At 62.0% G+C, this 19257-nt stretch carries 20 protein-coding genes; 14 read left to right on the top strand and 6 right to left on the bottom strand.

All coding sequences use genetic code 11. The features are described 5' to 3' along the window. Window positions 1-97: 97 nt before the first annotated feature. Window positions 98-1237: a carbohydrate porin gene (locus Q0897_RS13480; RefSeq protein ID WP_299309943.1), complete on the top strand. Its 1140-nt coding sequence runs from the start codon at window positions 98-100 to the stop codon at window positions 1235-1237. A gap of 589 nt (window positions 1238-1826) precedes the next feature. After that, the gene (locus Q0897_RS13475; protein WP_299309942.1) at window positions 1827-2993 is read left to right on the top strand and encodes a GGDEF domain-containing protein; all 1167 of its coding nucleotides are present in this window, start codon (window positions 1827-1829) and stop codon (window positions 2991-2993) included. 296 nt (window positions 2994-3289) lie between these two features. On the opposite strand, the gene Q0897_RS13470 is transcribed toward Q0897_RS13475, so the two are convergent. Further along, window positions 3290-3469, bottom strand: coding sequence for a hypothetical protein (locus Q0897_RS13470; RefSeq protein ID WP_299309941.1), 180 nt, complete (start codon window positions 3467-3469; stop codon window positions 3290-3292). Between the two features lie 377 nt (window positions 3470-3846). Between Q0897_RS13470 and Q0897_RS13465 the strand changes: the two genes are divergently transcribed. From Q0897_RS13465 to Q0897_RS13425, 9 genes are all read left to right on the top strand, one after another. Further along, the gene (locus Q0897_RS13465; RefSeq protein ID WP_299309940.1) at window positions 3847-4176 is read left to right on the top strand and encodes a hypothetical protein; all 330 of its coding nucleotides are present in this window, start codon (window positions 3847-3849) and stop codon (window positions 4174-4176) included. Further along, window positions 4173-4541 carry a response regulator gene (locus Q0897_RS13460; protein WP_299309939.1) on the top strand — a complete coding sequence of 123 codons (369 nt, stop codon included), beginning with the start codon at window positions 4173-4175 and terminating at the stop codon, window positions 4539-4541. The genes Q0897_RS13465 and Q0897_RS13460 overlap by 4 nt, the downstream gene beginning before the upstream one ends. After that, window positions 4538-6538, top strand: a complete 2001-nt coding sequence (locus Q0897_RS13455) for a chemotaxis protein CheA (RefSeq protein WP_299309938.1) — start codon at window positions 4538-4540, stop codon at window positions 6536-6538. The genes Q0897_RS13460 and Q0897_RS13455 overlap by 4 nt, the downstream gene beginning before the upstream one ends. A gap of 4 nt (window positions 6539-6542) precedes the next feature. Then, window positions 6543-7040, top strand: coding sequence for a chemotaxis protein CheW (locus tag Q0897_RS13450; protein WP_299309937.1), 498 nt, complete (start codon window positions 6543-6545; stop codon window positions 7038-7040). Between the two features lie 59 nt (window positions 7041-7099). Beyond that, window positions 7100-8800, top strand: a complete 1701-nt coding sequence (locus tag Q0897_RS13445) for a methyl-accepting chemotaxis protein (RefSeq protein ID WP_299309936.1) — start codon at window positions 7100-7102, stop codon at window positions 8798-8800. After that, window positions 8797-9276: a chemotaxis protein CheW gene (locus Q0897_RS13440; protein ID WP_299309935.1), complete on the top strand. Its 480-nt coding sequence runs from the start codon at window positions 8797-8799 to the stop codon at window positions 9274-9276. The genes Q0897_RS13445 and Q0897_RS13440 overlap by 4 nt, the downstream gene beginning before the upstream one ends. Before the next feature lie 87 nt (window positions 9277-9363). Continuing rightward, the gene (locus Q0897_RS13435; protein WP_299309934.1) at window positions 9364-10221 is read left to right on the top strand and encodes a CheR family methyltransferase; all 858 of its coding nucleotides are present in this window, start codon (window positions 9364-9366) and stop codon (window positions 10219-10221) included. 4 nt (window positions 10222-10225) lie between these two features. Beyond that, window positions 10226-11308 carry a chemotaxis response regulator protein-glutamate methylesterase gene (locus tag Q0897_RS13430; protein WP_299309933.1) on the top strand — a complete coding sequence of 361 codons (1083 nt, stop codon included), beginning with the start codon at window positions 10226-10228 and terminating at the stop codon, window positions 11306-11308. After that, window positions 11305-13089, top strand: a complete 1785-nt coding sequence (locus Q0897_RS13425; RefSeq protein WP_299309932.1) for a hypothetical protein — start codon at window positions 11305-11307, stop codon at window positions 13087-13089. Before Q0897_RS13430 ends, Q0897_RS13425 begins: the two co-directional genes overlap by 4 nt. Window positions 13090-13607: 518 nt before the next feature. Here Q0897_RS13425 and Q0897_RS13420 read toward each other — a convergent pair. The 3 genes from Q0897_RS13420 to Q0897_RS13410 form a co-directional block, all read right to left on the bottom strand. Continuing rightward, window positions 13608-14501 carry an AraC family transcriptional regulator gene (locus Q0897_RS13420; protein WP_299309931.1) on the bottom strand — a complete coding sequence of 298 codons (894 nt, stop codon included), beginning with the start codon at window positions 14499-14501 and terminating at the stop codon, window positions 13608-13610. 402 nt (window positions 14502-14903) lie between these two features. After that, window positions 14904-15323, bottom strand: a complete 420-nt coding sequence (locus tag Q0897_RS13415; protein ID WP_299309930.1) for a hypothetical protein — start codon at window positions 15321-15323, stop codon at window positions 14904-14906. A 139-nt stretch (window positions 15324-15462) separates the two neighbouring features. Continuing rightward, complete coding sequence (locus Q0897_RS13410; RefSeq protein ID WP_299309929.1) at window positions 15463-15660, bottom strand: hypothetical protein; 198 nt, start codon at window positions 15658-15660, stop codon at window positions 15463-15465. A gap of 499 nt (window positions 15661-16159) precedes the next feature. Between Q0897_RS13410 and Q0897_RS13405 the strand changes: the two genes are divergently transcribed. Beyond that, entirely contained in the window at window positions 16160-16429 is a 270-nt protein-coding gene (locus tag Q0897_RS13405) for a TetR/AcrR family transcriptional regulator (protein ID WP_299309928.1), read from the top strand. Between the two features lie 267 nt (window positions 16430-16696). Continuing rightward, entirely contained in the window at window positions 16697-16861 is a 165-nt protein-coding gene (locus tag Q0897_RS13400) for a hypothetical protein (protein WP_299309927.1), read from the top strand. Between the two features lie 15 nt (window positions 16862-16876). On the opposite strand, the gene Q0897_RS13395 is transcribed toward Q0897_RS13400, so the two are convergent. Continuing rightward, window positions 16877-17236: a hypothetical protein gene (locus tag Q0897_RS13395; protein WP_299309997.1), complete on the bottom strand. Its 360-nt coding sequence runs from the start codon at window positions 17234-17236 to the stop codon at window positions 16877-16879. Between Q0897_RS13395 and Q0897_RS13390 the strand changes: the two genes are divergently transcribed. Beyond that, window positions 17123-17410 carry a DDE-type integrase/transposase/recombinase gene (locus Q0897_RS13390; RefSeq protein WP_366519941.1) on the top strand — a complete coding sequence of 96 codons (288 nt, stop codon included), beginning with the start codon at window positions 17123-17125 and terminating at the stop codon, window positions 17408-17410. The genes Q0897_RS13395 and Q0897_RS13390 overlap by 114 nt on opposite strands. 305 nt (window positions 17411-17715) lie before the next feature. On the opposite strand, the gene Q0897_RS13385 is transcribed toward Q0897_RS13390, so the two are convergent. Further along, a complete protein-coding gene (locus tag Q0897_RS13385) occupies window positions 17716-19206 on the bottom strand; it encodes a PAS domain-containing methyl-accepting chemotaxis protein (protein WP_299309926.1) in 1491 nt (496 codons plus the stop codon). Window positions 19207-19257: the final 51 nt, after the last annotated feature.

Raw genomic sequence — 19257 nt, 5'->3', positions numbered from 1 at the left:
ACAGCATCTGGCCCGTTTAAGCGAGTGGTGGCCCGCATTTTCGGGTAGCGTGTTCGTCACTATGTCCCGCGTTCGCGAAAATTCCCGCTTTCCCTTCGTGCGCAAAAGGACCGCCGCGGCACTTGCCGCGATGCTGCTGTCCGCGCTTGGCCATGGCCCGGCGCACGCGCCGGATCTGCCAGCCGATGAACAGGCCGGGAGCGCGTTCCGGTTATCGGCTGCGTATACGGCGGAAGTCTGGCGGAACGAGGGCGGCGTCAAGGACGGCTGGCGCTATCTCGACAATCTGGATGTCGTGCTTGAGGCGGATCTCGAGCGTGCCGCGGGATGGAAAGGCGCAACCGGCCAGGTCTATGTCCTCTACAACAATGGCGCATCGCTGAGCGAGCTGACGGGTGACATCCACATCGTCAGCAATATCGAGACCGGCGTGCGCGCCCTCCGCCTGTACGAGGCCTGGATCGAGCAGGAGATCGGCGACACGGCCAGCGTCAAAGTCGGGCTTTATGATCTGAACTCGGAATTCGACGCGCTTGAAACCTCCGCGCTTTTCATCGGCAGCGCGCACGGCATCGGGCAGGACATTGCCCAAACGGGCGAAAACGGGCCGTCGATCTTTCCGGTGACGAGCCTTTCGGTGCGCGCACAGGTGCAGATCGACGATGGGCTGCTGGTCAGGGCCGCGATCCTCGATGCCGTGCCGGGCGACCTGGATCGTCCCAGCAGGACTGCGATCGCTCTTGGCGACGGCGTGCTCGCCATTGCGGAAGCGGACTGGCGTATGGGAGCGCTTCGCCTGCTTGCCGGCGGCTGGCGCTATTCGGAAAAGCAGGACCGGGTCGATGGCCGGGGCGAAGCATCGAGCAGCGGTGCCTATCTGCGCGGCGAGACATGCCTGCGCGGCGCGGAATATTGCGGAATCGCGGTCTTCGCCCGTGCCGGCATCGCCTCTGGCGCGACCAATCCCTACGCCGCTTTCCTGTCGGGAGGCGTGGTCTTCTCGCCTCGGGAAGAAGAGCAGGTGGGGCTCGCGGTGGTGCACGCGATAGCCTCGGACGTGCCAGCCGTCGACGAGGGGAGGGCGAATTCCGAAACGGTGATAGAGGCCACCTATGCGCGTCTGCTGACGTCCTGGCTCTCGGTTCAGCCTGACGTTCAATATGTGATCAACCCGGGTGCCAGTCCCGGGACGCGGGATGCGCTCGTAATGGGCCTCAGGGTTGCGGTCGGATTCTGACTGGTCTGGCACATTACCTTGACCGAACGGCGGGGCTTCTTGGGGGGAGTGTACCTCTGGACCCCGTCAGAGCACATGCACCTAATTGAAAATTGCGTTGGCGCGGGCAGGGGGGTGCGCATGCCAGAAGTGCGAAAATCAGTCAGCCCGCTCTGCTATTTCAACTCCTGGCCCGAAATCATTCGCCGGGTGGCGATGATGTAGGTCCGCTTTCCGCTGAGCCTTCGGAATGTCGAGGATCTGGCTGAGCGCGGGATCGACATACGGCGCTGGTGGGCGTGGTCACAGGGACGCTACCCTCGGCAAATTGCGGATCGCGAGAAGAGCGAGGGGAGGGCTCCGAACCGGGGAACCCGCCAACCTGTTCCGGGATCTCCACGCGTCGCCAGAGGTAATCCGAGTTGTGGTGATGGTCTCTGTTCGATTGTCGCCTTCATTACGAAACGTGGAAAATTGCCTGTCGGAACGTGGTACCCGCATCTGCGACGAAACGGTCTTGCATTGGTGGAACCCTGCCGGGCCTAGGACTGCGGCAAGATTTCGTTAACCTCGATGAGATACGCGCTTGGCAAGGGGGACTGGCGGCTCGATGCCTACGACGATAAGTGTGGGATATGCGCATGTTGCCATTTACGGCTTCATGGCGGTGTTGTGCGTGACTCTGCTGCTGGCGTTCCAGCGCAAGCCGGCGCTGGCATGGTTGACCGCGAGCCTGTTCATCGCCACGGCAGAGGTGCTGTTGCTGGCTAGACTGACGTCCGAAGGCGCAAAGCTGTTGCTGGCAATATGCTGTGTGCCGGTCGCTTATGCCTGTATCGGGCAAACCACGCGCCATCTGTATGCGCAACGCCGAACCCCGCGTGCGTTTCATGCTCTGATCGCTGCGATTGTGGCCGCCGGATGGGCCGCGCTGTTGGCGGGGCTGCCCGCCCTTGTCGCCGTAATGATGTTCAATCTCGCCTGTGCCGTGGCGGTTGCGGAAACGCCCTGGCGTATCGCACGCGCGCGCGTACTGCGACCGATCGATTGGGCCTTATTCGTGGCCGTAACCGGCACCGGTGCGGTTTTCGTGGCCCGGCTAGTCTTGTACCCCCTCCTGTTCGATGCGCATCGGGATCTGGCGGCGATCACGGGATCGGACATCGACCGCGCCCTTTTGGCCGTTAATGGATTGCTGGCCGGCCCGATTGTCCTGTTGCTTATCGCAAGGGTCGTCGCCGGGGTAATCGCCGGCTATCGCGATCGGTCCGAGCGCGACCCCCTTACCGGGCTGGCCAATCGCACGGCTTTCGAGCGGCTGGCGGTTCAGGCGATGCGCGGCAACGGGGCACTGATCCTGTGCGACCTTGACCATTTCAAACAGGTCAATGACCGCTATGGCCATTCCGTCGGCGATGCGGTGCTGCGCCGCTTTGCCGTCCTGTTGCGCGAAACCGGGTTGAATGCGGCGCGGATCGGTGGCGAGGAGTTCGCCCTGATTGCCGCAGAACGAGGGGAAATCGAGGCGACATTCATCGCCGAAAATCTGCGCCAAAGGCTTTCCAGTTCGCATTTCGAGGCAATCGACGCGGACCATGTGCTGACGGCCAGCTTCGGCGTCGCGGGCTTTCAACCGCATGCGTCGTTGCAAAGCCTGATCGATGAGGCCGACAGCGCCCTTTACACCTCGAAGAACGAAGGGCGGGACCGCGTTACGTTGCACACTCCCAACCTGGTGCGAGAGGCTGAGCCGCAGCGGTATCTGGCGGAGGCCTGACGCCGCTCTGTCATGAGACACTACGGCAAGGGTGGACCAGGTCCGGTCCGATGTTCGCGGCGGACATTCGTTGCCAGACTGCAGCCCTATGCTTCCTGATAAGAGCGCTGAGGCGTCACGGATCGCCATAGGTCATAACGACTGACGGTATTCGCTCCTGCAAAGCTGCGATGTCCGGCTTCGGCTGCGAGCAGAAGCGGGAGACGCGTCGCTGCGCGAACAACCCTGCCGAAACCTCGGGCCTTCCATTCCGAATACGAGAACGAGCGATGCTGGGTTTCAGGGAAATGAAGTCGTTACACAAGTTCGCCTCGGTTCACGCCTCCTTCCACCACCGCTTCAATTCCGAAGGTCACCTTGCCGATCGCTAAACCTACAAGATCCGCCGCTCGGCTGCACTGGCTGAGCGGCACAATGCTAGGGTTTGAGACCTGAGCGGGAAGGGCGACCCCGGCAAAATGGAGAGCGGTTTGCATCCGACTGATCCCTCCTGCGCAGGACACCCCCAACGCCGACGAACCGCGCCATGCATCAAAAACCTTTTGGTGCAGATCCCGTAGGTGACGAGGAAAAGGTCGGGACTGACCTCGACACGGTGAAGCGGCGGTTTCCCGCCTGCGATCAATCCGGGGCCGCGAGCCGGGATCGCGAAATCGGGCGTATTTGCGCGTCATCCGGCGATTGGCGCGGCAGCCGTGGTCGCTGTGAAACCCGCGCTGCTCGGCCCATCCGCACCGCTCCCTCGCAATCTCCAAAGACGGACCAGAGGTTGGAAGCGTAGGGCGCGTTTAAGCTCATTTTATCGTTTTTCCTTCTAGAAAAAAACAGCTTAACGAGATGGGTCGTCATACGCATGGAAAGTTCGGTTCGCTCTGCGATTTCGGTCAGGATTCCTGCCGAAGTCACGCTTCCCGCCATACTCGGCATCTACGACGATGTGATCGCCGCTTTCGAACAGGACGGCGCGATCGAATTCGCGATCGGCGACCTGAAAACGGCCGATCTCGCCTTCGTGCAGCTTGTCGAAGCCGCCCGCCGCGACGCGCGGGCCGGCGCCAGGAATCTTCGCCTGTCCCATCCCGTGTCCGCATCCGTCGCCCAGCTTCTGCGGCGCGCAGGTTTCCTCACTCAGGCGACGTCGGACGACGTCGCCTTCTGGTTCCATGGAGAAATTCCGCAATGACCGCTTCCATTCTCACGGTCGACGATTCCCCTTCCGTTCGCATGGCCATCCGCATCGCGTTGAGCGGGGCAGGCTACACCGTCACAGAGGCCGGTGACGGAGAAGAGGGCCTGGCCGCGGCCAATAATGGCAAGTTCGACATGATCGTCACCGATCTCAACATGCCGAAAATGGACGGGCTGACCATGATCCGCGAACTGCGCAAGCAGCCTGAGCAGGCCGGCGTGCCGATCATCTTCCTGACGACGGAGTCCGACGACGGGATGAAGGAACAGGCCAAGGCCGCTGGCGCCACGGGCTGGCTCGTGAAACCTTTCGTGCCCGAGAAGCTGACGAAGGTCGCGCGCAAGGTCCTCGGCCGGTGAGCGAGCAGGGCCTCCCCGATCCCACGGCGACCTTCCGGATCGAAGCAGCAGATGTGCTCAACGAGGTGGAGCAGGCGCTGCTGGACCTGACCGAACGTCCCGGTGACAGGAACCTCATCGACGCGGTGTTCCGCGGTCTCCACACGCTCAAAGGCTCGGGCGCGATGTTCGGGTTCGACGCGCTGGCAGGTTTCACCCACCATTGCGAAAGCGCGTTCGATCAGGTTCGAAAGGGCGCGGTCGCCGCGACGCCGGAATTGATCTCGATCGTTCTCAATGCGCAGGATCGCATGCGCGCGCTGGTGGACGGGAACGTCGATGAAGAGCGGCAGAACGCCATTATTGCCCAGCTCACCGCCGCCGTGGAGGCCGCATCGGGCGATGCCGGCGATGGCGTGGACATTGCTGACGTGCCGTCTCTCGCACAAGCCGAGGGCTGGCGCGTGATGTTCCGCCTCCCGCCCGAATGCATGGCGAACGGCACCAATCCGCTATTCCTTCTCGACGAACTGCGCGACCTCGGCGAGTGCGAGATCACTGCTTCCACCGACAAGCTTCCTTCCCTCGCCGAACTCGATCCGCGGGAATGTCATATTGGCTGGGATGTCGTGCTTCGGGGCGCGATCGATAAAGACGATATCGAAGATGTGTTCATTTTCGTGATGGACGACATGGAACTGTCGATCGAACCGCTCGCCTCACAGGTCACCGATGATACGGCGGCCGAAGACGGAGATCCGCCGGCCGCACCGACGCCGGAGGAGGCTGGAGCGTCGGCACAAACAACCGGCACCGATGGCAGGACGACGTCGGGAAAGCCGGCGAACGACACGCTTCGCGTCCCGGCGGAGCGGCTCGACGAATTGATGGACCGCGTGGGCCAGCTGGTCATTGCACAGAGCCGCCTTTCGCAAATCGCGCATAGCGACGTCAATCTCGCCCTCCGCTCGGTTTCCGAGGAGATCGAACGCCTGTCCGGCGAATTGCGGGATACCATGATGGTGCTGCGCATGGTGCCCGTCTCGACCCTGTTCGGGCGGTTTCGCCGCCTCGTCCACGATCTTTCGCAGGAGACCGGAAAGGCGATCACGCTGACGACCGATGGGGAGGGCACCGAAGTCGACAAGACCGTGATCGAGCGGCTTTTCGATCCCCTCGTCCACATCATCCGCAATTCCTGCGATCACGGGCTCGAACTTCCCGAGGAGCGTATCGCCGCCGGCAAGCCGGAGTCCGGCAATGTCACGCTTTGCGCGCACCAGGCGGGCGGCGAGGTGGTCATCACCATCCGCGACGACGGACGCGGGATCGACCGGAACCGCGTTCGCGCCAAGGCCGAGGAGAATGGCCTGATCAAGCCCGATCAGGTGCTGAGCGATCAGGAACTCCTTCAGCTTATCTTCCACCCCGGATTCTCCACCGCGGCAAAGGTCAGCAACCTGTCCGGGCGCGGTGTCGGCATGGATGTGGTCAAGCGCACGATCGACAGCCTGCGCGGAACGATCGAGGTGGCGAGCGAGCCGGGTGCGGGATCGACGATTGCATTGCGCATACCGCTGACGCTGGCGATCATTGAAGGGCTGCTCGTCCGGGTCAGCGAGGAACGCTACGTCATCCCGCTTTCCAGCGTGGAAGAATGCATCGAACTCTCGCTCGAGGACGATCTGCGCCATCGGGGGCGAAGCCTCATTTCGCTTCGCGGTGCGCTGGTGCCCTTCCTTCGGCTTCGCGAACTTTTCGCGAGCACGAAGAAGCCCGATCGCTTTCAGAAGATCATCGTCGTCTCCACCGGATCGGAAAGGGTCGGACTGGTGGTGGATCAGATCATCGGCAACCATCAGACGGTCATCAAATCGATGTCCGCCTTTCATCGGGGCGTGGCCTCGTTCGCCGGTGCGACCATTCTGGGGGACGGCACGGTCGCGCTGATCCTCGATGTGCCGCAACTCGTCGCGCTGACCCAGAACAGGGAGGAGCGGCTCCAGGCCGCGGGATAGACCGATGACCGAACAAACCACCAAAACAGACAACGGCGAAGAATTTCTCCACTTCGAGCTTCAGGGCGAAATCTTCGCTCTGGAAGCGATCGTGGTGCGCGAAATTCTCGACGTCATTACCGCGACGGCCGTACCGGGCGCGCCGGAACTCGTCCACGAGGTCATCAATTTTCGCGGCAAGATCATCCCGCTCGCCGATTTGCGGCTGGCGTTCGACATGGAGCCGACCGAGCCGACCATCGACAGCCGGATCGTCGTGATCGAGATCGAGCTCGACGCAGAGGAGATCTGGCTCGGCTTCCGCGCCGACAAGGTGCTCGAAGTGGCCAGTGTCGCACCGTCCTCGTGCGAGGAGCCGCCGATGGTCGGGCTGCGCTGGAACCGCGATCATGTCCGCTGCCTCGCGCAGCGGGGCGATGACGTCATCATCATCCCCGACCTTCCGGCTATTTTCGAGAAGGCCTTGAACGCATCCTCCGCGGGCATCGCCGCCGCCGCCTAGCCGGCCCCATTTTCCGAATTCGCTTATACCCGTTTCCTCTTTCGATCAGGTAGAAACCCATGAACATGTCACTGAAGATGAAGTTGGCAGCAGCCTTTTCTGCCATTCTTTTGCTGACCGCCGCCCTCGGGTGGATCGGCGTCACCCAAATGCGCAATATCAACGACCAATCGACCATCATGGCCGAGAACTGGATGCCCAGTATCGATCGCATCCACAGGATCAACACGGGCGTCGCGGATCTGCGAATTCGCGAATATCGTTATGTCGAGGCTGGCGATGCTGCGAGCAGGGCCGACGATGCACTCCGCATTTCCGAAGGCCTCGAACAGCTTCAGGATCTGAGGACCGAGTACGAGGCACTGATTTCCTCTGCCGAAGAGCGGGCGGCCTATCAGGAGTTCTCCAGCGATCTTGAACGCTATCTCAACATGCATGAGCAATTGATGGCTCTTTCCTCGCAAGGCCAGCAGGAGAGGGCTTCGGCCATGCTGCAGAACTCGGTCGAAATGTATCGTGAGCTTGGCAAAACGCTCGATACCATGGTGACCATGAACGTCGAGGGGGGGCGCGCCGCCAGCGAAGCCGGCGACAGCACCTATGCCAGCGCGCGCACCCTGTTCCTTGCGCTGATCGCCATTGCGCTTGCGGTGGGCGTCGGCGCGGCGCTGCTGGTGATGCGCTCGGTGCTCAAGCAACTCGGTGGAGAGCCCGCCGCGGTCCGCGACGTGGTGCGCCAGGTTGCGGATGGCGATCTGACCATCAAGGTCGATCTCAAGGCGAACGATCGGGACAGCCTGCTCGCGTCGGTTGCCATGATGGTCGACCGGCTGCGCAAGGTGATCGGCGACACGACCGCCGCCGCCGATACGGTTGCCTCGGGTAGCCAGCAGATGTCCGCGAGCGCAGAGCAGGTCTCGCAGGGCGCGACCGAGCAGGCCGCCGCCGCAGAAGAGGCGTCCGCCTCGATGGAGCAAATGGCGTCGAACATCAAACAGAACGCCGATAACGCCGCACAGACCGAGAAGATCGCGCGTCAGTCTTCGACCGATGCGCAGGAAAGCGGTGTCGCAGTGGAGAAGGCGGTCGGCGCGATGCGCACCATCGTCGAGAAAATCGAAATCGTTCAGGAGATCGCGCGTCAGACCGATCTGCTCGCGCTCAATGCCGCGGTCGAAGCGGCACGGGCGGGTGAGCACGGTCGCGGCTTCGCCGTGGTCGCCTCCGAAGTCCGCAAGCTGGCCGAGCGAAGCCAGGCTGCTGCGGCGGAAATCGGCTCCATGTCGACGGAAACCGTCACCGCCGCCACCGAAGCGGGCGAAATGCTGACCAAGCTGGTGCCGGACATTCGCCGCACGGCCGAACTCGTTTCCGAAATCAGTGCCGCCTGCCGCGAACAGGACATCGGGGCGAGCCAGATCAACGAAGCGATCCAGCAGCTCGATACGGTGACGCAGCAGAACGCCACCGCATCGGAGCAGATCTCCAACACCTCCGAAGAGCTGGCCAGCCGGGCCGAAAGCCTGCAAACGGCGATCGCGTTCTTCCACGTGGCCGCGGACGATGCAGCCGCTGCCATCGGCGCGCCGAAAGCGAAAAAGACCGCCCCCAAGGCCTCCGCGCCCAGGGCAAAGGCGCAGGTCCGCAAGTTCAAGCCGAACAGCGTAGCCGACCAGCAGGACCGCGCGCGCGGCTTCGCGCTAGACCTGTCGAGCGGCGGGCCGGACGAGGACGACGCCAATTTCGGTCAGGCGGCATGACCGCCGCGGCCGAAACGCAGGTCGTCACCTTCGGCCTGGGGGATGAGATCTTCGCCGTTTCGGTCGGCATGGTGCGCGAAATACTGGACTATGCTCCGGTGTTTCGCGTGCCTCAGGGGCCGGAATGGCTCCTGGGTCTGACCGAGGTGCGCGGGACGGGCATTCCGACCGTGGACCTGAGAACGCGAATGGGGCTTCCGGCGCAGGAACCCACGCTCGCCACCCGCATATTGATCGTCGACCTCGCGCTGGCGGACCGCGCGGTCACGATGGGGCTTGTCGTCGATCGCGTTCTGGCCGTTCGCGCCCTTGCGTCCGAACAGATCGAGCCGGCCCCCGATATCGGGATGCGATGGCGGTCCGATTATATCCAGGGGGTGGTGAGGCTGGACGAAGGCTTCGTCATCCTGATGGACCTGGCCGCAGTCTTCTCAAACGCGGATACCGCCATGCTTCCAGGCCTTCAGATGGCCTGACCAGCCCTCTCTCCTTTCGTCGACTTCGACAATTCCTGACCCGGCGGCCTTGAGGGCACGTCGTCCGTCACCTTCGGATTTAGCGCCATGTCAACAGCAGCTCGCGCAGAACAACCGGTCTTCGACGACCAGATATCGTCGCGCAATTTCACGCGGCTTTCCGCTCTTATCCATCAGCTTTCGGGCATCAAGATTCCGCATACGAAGAAAACCATGCTCGAAGGTCGTTTGCGCCGCCGCGTGCGGGCCGTGGGCGCATACAATCTCGATGCCTATTGCGACGCCCTGTTCGATGGCGCCGTGGGAGAGGAGGAGACGGAGCACCTCCTGAACGCCGTCACGACGAACAAGACCGATTTTTTCCGTGAGCCCAAGCATTTCGAATACATGCAAAGCACCATCCTGCCCGCGATCGGAGCTGCGGGAACGCGGCGCCTGCGGGCATGGAGCGCGGGCTGCTCCACGGGCGCCGAACCGTATACGATGGCCATGGTGTTCGACGATTACGCCACGCGGAACGGTGGCCCCGAATATGGCATCCTGGCGACCGACCTCGACAGCGGCGTCCTCGAAATTGCGCGCCGCGGCATTTATCCGCGCGCGCAGGTGCAGCCGGTCCCGCCCGCCATGCGCATGCGCTACGTCATGGAACCGCTCGAGCCCGCAGCCCCCGATGTCCGGATCGTTCCGGCGCTACGGTCCGCAGTCGGTTTTGCGCAACTCAACTTCATGGACGCCTCCTATCCGGTGGGCGATCCGATGGACATCATCATGTGCCGCAACGTGCTGATCTATTTCGACCGGCCAACACAGGAGGCGGTGCTCAACCGGCTCTGCCGCAAGCTGAAGCAGGGCGGATGGATCATGATCGGTCATTCGGAAACCATTGCCGAAATGGATCTGCCGCTTCGCCAGGTCGGCAACACCACGTTTCAGAAGGTCTAGCGCAATGCCCAGCAAACGGATTCGCGTTCTCGTCATCGACGATTCGGCCAGCGTCCGGCAGGCGATGACATCGATCCTCGCCGCCGACCCGGAGATCGAAGTGATCGCCGCGGCCTCCGATCCCTTCGCCGCCGCACGCCATATTCAGGCAGAGATGCCCGACGTGGTCACGCTGGACGTCGAAATGCCGCGCATGGACGGCATCACCTTCCTGCGCAAATTGATGAGCCAGTGCCCGGTGCCGGTCGTGATGTGCTCGTCGCTGGTCGAGGAAGGGTCCGAAACCCTGCTGCAGGCGATGGAAGCGGGCGCCGTCGACGTGATCCTGAAGCCGCGCATGGGCGTGGCCGATCATCTCGTGGAATCGCACATGCGCATCCGCGAAACCGTCAAGGGCGCGGCGCAGGCGCGTCTGCGGCGCCGCTCCGCCAATCGCAAGGATGAAGGCACGCAGGCGAAACTGACCGCCGATGCCATGATGCCGCCGCCGGGCGCGGGCGCGATGCGCCGCACAACCGAGATGGTCGCGTGCATCGGTGCATCCACCGGCGGCACCGAGGCGTTACGCGAAGTGCTGGAGGCGTTGCCGGCCAATTCTCCCGGCATCGTGGTGGTGCAGCACATGCCGGAAAGCTTCACCAAGGCCTTTGCAAAGCGGCTCAACACGCTGTGCAAGGTCGATGTGAAGGAAGCGCAGGACGGCGACACGGTCATGCGCGGCCATGTCCTGATTGCGCCGGGCGGCCTGCGCCACACCATGCTGGAGCGTCAGGGCGCGCGCTATTACGTTTCGGTGCGGGAAGGGCCGCTGGTATCGCGCCACAGGCCATCGGTGGACGTCCTGTTCCGCTCCGCCGCACGGACTGCTGGTTCGAATGCGGTCGGGATCATCATGACCGGCATGGGCGACGATGGCGCGCGCGGCCTCCTGGAAATGAAGGACGCCGGAGCGCGCACCATGGCACAGGACGAGGCAACCTCGATCGTGTTCGGCATGCCGAAGGAAGCCATCAACCGGGGCGGCGCGCAAAAGATCGTGCCGCTCGGCCATATCGCCGGTGAATTGCTACGGGCTTGCGAACGATGAACTCCCAGATATTGACTTTCGACGGCGAAACCTTGCCCAGGAGCGCCAGCGTTGCCGACGAAACGCGGGCGGTTCTGCGCGTGTCGAACGAGCTGGCGGCCCTTGCGGCGGGGATGGACGCCCGCTTTCTCAACGCGGGCAAGACCCTGATGAAGGCAATCGAGACGATTGACCGGCTGGTTGCGATCCTCAAGGGGATCAGCGGTGCACTCGATGGCGATGCCGTGGTCGATGCCGTGACCACGATGACCAGCCTGGCCGAACGGCTGAGCGGTCTGCCGGAGGCGCTGACGATACGGGAAGGCGACCTCGATGCGGCGCTGACCAATTCCGCCATGCTCAAGGACCGGGTCGAGGAGGTACAGAAACTCTTCGATGTGCTCCAGATCTACGGCGTCAATACGAAGATCGCGGCCGCAGGCGAAGCGGCGTTCGTCAATTTCGTCGACGATATTGACGGACGGGTCGATCACGGCCGCGGCAATCTTCGTGAGATCCTGGACATGGTGACGGCACTGGTCCCGAGCCTTTCGGAGGCGGGCGAGGCGGTCGAGCCGCTTCGCCGCGAATGCGCGCGCATCCCGCCCACGGTTCCGGAACGCCTTGCCGAAAACGCGTGCATCCTTCGCGACCATATGGACGCCATGGGGAAGCTGGCCGAAAGCGTCCTGAGCATCGCGCAGGAAATACAGGGCCAGGTGGCTCTTGTCCTCGGCGCGCTTCAGGTCGGCGACAGCACCCGCCAGCGGATCGAACACGTGGTGGAAGGGGTCGGAATTCTCGACGCGCATCTCCACCGGATGGAACTGGATAGCGCGGCGGAACGCGCAGTAAGAGCGCATGTCTACGCGCTCCTCGCCGACTTGCTGGGCCGGGCAGCGGAAGACTTCGCCGAGGGCGCGAATACGCTGCTACAGGCGCTGCGCGGTATAGGGCCCCATACCGAACGTCTCCTGTCGCTCATCGATGATCAGGCCGCAACCGAGGCGGATAGCGCCGAAGAGCGTACGATCCTGCAGAATGTCGAACATAATATCATCGAGATGGCGGAACTCACCGACCGCCTCCATGTCACCGACCTGCAATCGAACCGCCTCATCGATACGATCGCCAGGACGCTCATCGAGCTGGGGCGGAAGCTTGAAATGTTCGCCGATCTGCGGATCGATGTGCGCAACATCGCCATGAATACCTTGCTCCTGTGCCGCCGCATGAACAGCACGGGACGCGCTGTGTTCGTGATCGCGAAGGAGATCGACCGGCTCTGCAGCGATCTCGGGATGGTGCTCGACGGCATGATCGCGTTGATCGACGATCTGTCCGAAAACAGCGTGGCGATCCAGGCCACCACCGACATGGGGGCGCATCCCAGTCTCGAAGATGCACTGGCGATCGTGCGAAAGGGGTGCGACACGAATGAAACCGGGATTGAGCATGGACGCAGCGAAGCGCGCGAATTGATCGAACTGCTCGGTCGTACCGGGACCGAACTCGCGAATGAGCTTGCGCTGGAACGCGACATGATCGCCGCGAGCGAGACACTGGCGACGGCCACGCCGGCCGTGGCTGACGTCGACGTGGCGGAATTGGGCCCCGAAGCGCTTGACGGGTTGACGGCGATCCTTGCCGAACTCGCGCAACGCTACTCCATGGCGCAGGAACGCGAAATTCACCGCCGCCACGCCCTGCGGGGAATAGAACATGTCGATCTTCAGTCCGACACCTGCGATCCCGTAGCCGAAGAAGAGGACGACGATGATGATGATGACGGTCTGTTCTGACTCTATTTAGGATGTGTCTTGGTCCGACTGGTACGGAGTCCATTGGGAGTAAACACGGCACGAGGGTATTGCAGCCCCTGCCGGCGTACCGCTGCCGCCGGACGATCGTGACATTGAAGACGGCCGACAGTTGAACGCCTACCTTCGAAAGCCTTACAATGGTGGCCGCTAAGTGGTTGGAAAGATGGGAGCGGGTGAGGGGAGTCGGACCCTCAGTATCAGTTCGGGAAGCTGCTGCTCTACCATCGAGTTACACCTGCATCTGATAGAGCTTTGCTGCTTGCGGAACGCCTTTGACGGCGATGGCATTGTCAGAAGGATGGTACCGCTAGCCACCTCATTCGGGCAGGCTGGAGGAGTTTGATGGACCACCCTCGAAAACCAGCCAACCCGTTCCGCTATTTCCATTGGTCGTCGGACGTAATCCGTTTGGTCGTGATGGTGTATGTTCGATTTCAGCTTTCCTTGCGAAACGAGAAAAATCTCTTGTCGGAACGCGGAATCTAAAAGCGCACTCCCTACGAAACGGACAAAGGCTTGGATTCGACTGCCGGCTCCAGCCACAGATAGACGTTCGCGAAGAGTTCATCCGTCGGCACCTCTTCAGGGTCTTGCGCATAGTGGATGAGCAGCGGCGCGCCGGAGAGTTGCAGCTCTTCTCTCACCGCTCGGCGATAGAGCGCATCCACTGCATCATGAATACGGTCGTAGTCGCCGCAATGGGTCATCTCCAAAGCCGGGCCGCCATCACAGTCGATTATAGAAATCTGGTCATCGGGATCGATGGAAACACTCGTCGACACAGCACAATCGAACCTGCAATATTGTGGCTCGACGTCTCTCGGATCGCCATATGGGATCCCGTAAAGGCCGGTTATTCCTTCCGGTCCGGCTTTTCCGACGATCTGTTCGACCAATTGGCCGAAACCGTGGTTCAACTCCGCGTAATCCCCGACATTGCGTATTGCGGCCAGGCGCAGCGGGGCGACCGAGGTAATCTTTATCGTGATCGGCGGCGAAGCGGCACCAGATTGTTCGGGCAATGCAAGGCTCTCTTCGGCCTGTTTGCGACGGATGGGGTCGTTGCGAAGTTCAGACGGCGTCGCGTCGGTTCGAACTTTCACCGCGCGTGCGAAAGCCTGGCTCGTTGCGTAGCCGCTTTGCGTCACCGCATCGAAAATTGACCGATCGAGCATGGGTAGGGCGCCGCCCAGACGCGCGCGAACAATCGCATCTCCCACGGATTCACCGGTCATCACGCGAAATATTCGATGGAAGTGATAAGGCGAAAGAGCGGCGGCCGAGGCCAAATCAGACAAGGACGCCGGCTCTCCTGCTGCCGCTTTCCGTTCGAGCAGCGCGATCGCGCGCTCGATCCGTTCCGCATATCCCAAAGTGCTGCAAATTCGCATTCTGAAGCTCCTTTCGCAGCAATCCTACCTCGGCAAGCAATGGCAGTCGTTCCCGATCTTGCTGATATCGGCCTCCATTCTGCAGGAATGCTAGCGCCCCGTCCGCAAATGGATCGTCCGGGGAGTGTCGGTTTTCCTCTGTTGCGGCGCGGAAAGCTGCGGTCAGCAATGGGCAAGTTTCCAACAGGCGACAAGGCGCCCTGATCCCGGTCCGGCGAAGAACGGTTCCGATGATCGAAAAGCTGTCCGTCGACGAGAAGAAAGCGACGAATTGCCGATCCCGTCCCGCTTCGCCGCAGCCTCTGCTGGCAGCGCGAGATTGGCGGCTGCGACAGTCTGCCGCAAATGGTCGATCGAGCTCGTTCCGGGGATCAGCAGGATGTTGCGCGAACGCTGGAGAAGCTAGGCAAGCGCGACCTGCATGGGCGTTGCGTCCAGATCTTGTGCCACGTCCTCCAGCATGCCCGATTGCAATGAGTTGAAATCGCCGAACGGGAAAAATGGTAGGTAAGCAATGCCCTCTTCTGCAAGATGATCGATCAAATCATCGTCGCCGCGATTGGCGAGATTGTACATGTTCTGCACACAGACGATCTCGGTCATGGAACGTGTTGCTCCGACCTGTTCGGGCAGGGCGTTGCTGACCCCGGCCCGTTCCTTCAGGGCGATAAGCGGTTCCAGCATCGGCCCCACGTCGCCGCGAGCTGGCCCCGCGTCGTCCGCGCCGAACATGAGCCGAAGGTTTGCGATCGAGATCCGCTCGATCGCGAGATTGTCGCAATTGCTCTCGATCGCATCGACGAGTTCCTGCGGCCCCATCACGGGCGATTAGGCGCCTTCATTATCGCGGCGTGCGCCGAACTGCATGGCCCCGTAGCCCATCTGGTGGACGGTGCGCTGGCACAATGCGAAAGTGCCCGAACGGGCTATGGCGTTGTCTCTCGCAAGCATGGCAACTCCTTTATTTCTGTTGGGTCTGGAGCGCAAGAGTCGGTTCGGCCGCGAGCATGTCGCGCAGGGGCGTGGGTTCGCGGTCGAGGAGTTTTTCGAAAGTCGCATCGACCGTACTGAAATCGCCGCGCCGAGAGGCACGGAAGATGCCGAGCAGCATTTCGGCGCAGGGCTCGGGCAGACCCGCCGCGACCTTCGCGCCTTCCATGCCGCGTCCGAAACGATGGTGTGACGGACTGCGCAGCCGGTAATTTGCGAGGCGAGGTCGGCAATCTCTGCCAAGGTCCATCCGGGCGACGCCGTAAGCGGCGGGGTCGCGCCGTCGAAGGTTGCGTCTTCCGCGAGGATCGCCGCGTCCGCCTGTGCCAGATCGTCCCGCGCCGTCCAGAGGACGAGGCCATCCTCGGGGACGCACAGTGCGCCGCGCTTCAGATTCTCTCCGATCATCTACAGGCTGCTTTCCCCGGCAAAAGCGTAGGGCAGGCTCGCCAGATCGGCGAAGTCCGCGCGTCGCACGGCGTCTCCGTCGGGCGGGGGCGAGCGAACCCGGATCGTGCGAAGCGGCGATGATCTGCGCCGGTCCTGTGCGCTTCGAAAGATACTTGACGATACCCTGGCCGAGATGGCTGTTGGCGCCTGTGACTAGGATCATACGGGCGTCAGTTCCAATGATATTATACGTGCGTTATCATCGATAATATCCGGCCATGGCGACGGCCGATCCGAGCGACACCGACACTTGGCGAGCCGTGTTCAATGGCACCGCCGAACTGATCGCAAGCGGCGGAACAGCAGCGCTGACGACGCGGGCGGTCGCGGCAAAAGCGTCGATCCAGCCCCCTACTCTCTACCAGATTTTCGGCGATAAGCGCGGCCTGCTCGACGCCGTGGCAAAAGACAGGCTGGAGCGGTTCGTGGCGGAGAAGGAAGCCAATCCCCCGCATCTCGATCCGGTCGAGGAGTCGCGGAACGGATAGACCGTTGCGTCGCTTTCGGCGTTGAAAACCCGGACGTATTCGCGATCATGAACCAGATCGGTTTGCTCTGGCGCAGTCGCCGGCGTCGCTGGCCGGGATGGCGGCCCTGCGTCGCCGCACCGCGCGGATCGCGCAGGCCGGTCGGCTTCGTGTTGCGGAGGAGCGGGTGGCCGCGCTCATACACGCGTCGGCGGTAAGGCGTCGCGACCACGTTTCTGGCCTTGCCGCCCCGCGAAAGGGACGAGCAGACGCTCACGCAGGCTCGCAATGCGGGCCATTGCCGCGATCCTGGACGCGACGGCATCGTCGAAAGAAGCCGGCCCGGCGCCTCATGCGATCGCCTTGCGCGCGCATCTCGAAGGCGTCGGCGCGCTATCGAAGGCGGAAGAGTCGCTGATGCGCGAATGGCTGGACAGCATTGTGGAGGCCTGACGAAACATCAGCGCTTTAGATATGCCGTTTTACTTGGCGGGGTAGTGTCGCATGAATGGTGCCTCTGGCAATTTGAGCAATGCAGGGCAGCGAAAATTGTCTGCCCCGAACCAGGAAATCAGCCAACCCCTTCGGGTGTTGGTGAAACGTTCTGGCTAGAAGTTTACGGCCGACATCCGGCGCCAACGCATTAATCGGATGCGCGGTTTTCGGCATTGGAACTGGCGTCTCGACGAGATCTGTGTCTGCATAAACGGTGAGATGATGTACCTCGGGCGTGCCGTTGATCACGAAGATGAGGCGCTCGAAAGCTCCGTCACCATGGCGAGGGACAAGGCTGCGGCGCTGCGTTTCATGAAGAAGGCGTTGAAGCATCGCGGTTCGCCGGAGGTTATGCCGACTGACGGGCTGCGCTCGTACAGGGTAGCGATGTCTGACCTCGGGTGGGAGCGAAGGCAAGAGATCGGCCACTATACTAACAACTGCGCCCAGAATTCACACCTCAATTCCGACTACGAGCGCGAGCGATGCTGCGCTTCAGGCGAATGAAGTCGTTACATAAGTTCGCCTCGGTTCATGGCCCCCACAACCATTTCAATTCCAAACGCTACCTTGTCGACCGTCAAATTTGCAGGAACCGCCGCTCAGCCGCCCTGTCTGAGTGGTAAAACCTCATGGCTTGAAAAATAACCCTGGAAGGGCGCTCCCCCTTAACGGAAAGCAGTTCGCATCCGACTGAGAGCTTCTTGAGCGGAATTGCAACGCCGCTCTTATGCTATCCAAAGCAGTCGCCAACCCATGCCAAATATACCTTTTTCAACGGAATTGGGTGGCAAGCGGAATCACCGCCATGATTAGAACTCGGCCCAGTCGTCTTCGTTATGCGCAGAGACTATTGCCAGTTTGCGGGCGTGGTTGCCTGTGACGGCGACGGTAGAGGGTGGATGCGGCGCAACCGTGCGCGGTGCCGCGTTGATGGCTGCAGGCATGCGTTCGCGCGGCGGGGGCGCGTGCCTCTTGGCGAGGGACGGATGGCCTCCGCCGCTGACCTGGAACTGGGCTACCAGCTCGCTGAGGCGCTCTGCCTCGGACGACAGGCTGCGGGTGGCCGCCGTCGCTTGCTCGACCATGGCGGAGTTCTGCTGCGTCATGCGGTCGATGGTGCTCACGGCCCTGTTCGCCTGTTCAAGATGGCTCGCTTGCGCGGCGGTGGTCTCGGCGATGTCATTGGCCTGAGCGGCGACCGAACCAACCTGCGTGACTATCTCCGCCAGCAGCGTCCCGGTCTCGGCCACCAGGTTCACTCCCTCGCCCACGTGACCACTGGACTTGTTGATGAGGGTCTTGATGTTGCGCGCCGCTTCAGCAGACCTTTGTGCGAGGGCGCGGACCTCGCTGGCGACCACGGCAAAACCCTTACCCGCTTCGCCGGCACGCGCGGCCTCCACGCCTGCGTTCAGCGCGAGCAGGTTGGTCTGGAACGCGATACCGTCCATCACGTCAATGATCTGGGTGATCTCTTCGGCCGATTGTTCGATTGCACCCATCGCCGCGACGGCCTTGCCGACCACGGCTTCGCCTTCGGTGGCGCGGGCGTGGGTCTGGGCGATGGCGCTTTTGGCAGCCAAGGCGTCGTCGGCCGTCTCGCGGGTGAGGCCCACCGTCGAGCTGAGCGAAGCGGCGGTTTCCTGAATGCTTGCGGCCTGTTGTTCGTTGCGCAGGGCGAGGTCTTCGGACGCGGTACGGATCTCGTCGGAGCCTGTCTGGACTCCACACGCGGTCGCCCGCACCGCCATTATCATCGTTTCCAGCTTGGCAACCGAAGCGTTGAAAATCTCGCCGAAAGAGTCGACTTCCTCGATCCCGGTCGATGGGACTTTCTGGTTAAGCTGGCCATTCTCAAGTGCGCGCATCGCGGCAATGATCGTGTCCATGGCTTTGCGGTGCGGAGTTACGTCCGTCGCGATCTTGACGACCCGTTCGACGTTACCCCGGGCATCGGTGACCGGGCCATACGTCGACTGGAGCCAGATCTCGTCGCCGGATTTGGTAATGCGAGGATAGCGCGAGGTAAAACTCTTGCCGGCCCTGAGATCAGCCCAGAACTGCTCGTATTTGGGGCTGTTCGCCAATTCGGGCGAACAAAACATTCGGTGATGACGCCCCTGTATTTCGGAGAGGTCATAGCCTACAGTTCTACAAAATGCCTCATTGGCTTCAAGTATAGTTCCATCTGGCGAGAATTGAATAACGGCCTGCGTGTTTTTTACGAGCTGTAGGAGGGCATCGTGAAATTTTGACTGCGGCAAGGTCTTGAAACTAGGGTTCGTGGACAAACCTTGCATACCAGCAATCTGTCGGTAAGTGCGGAGAGTGATCAATTAACTTTCGGGGAG

The organism is uncultured Croceicoccus sp. (assembly GCF_947496385.1).
In the GTDB taxonomy this organism is placed as follows: Bacteria; Pseudomonadota; Alphaproteobacteria; order Sphingomonadales; family Sphingomonadaceae; genus Croceicoccus.
The sequence above is the reverse complement of the archived record's forward strand: the minus strand, read 5'-3'. Positions and strand labels throughout refer to the sequence as shown.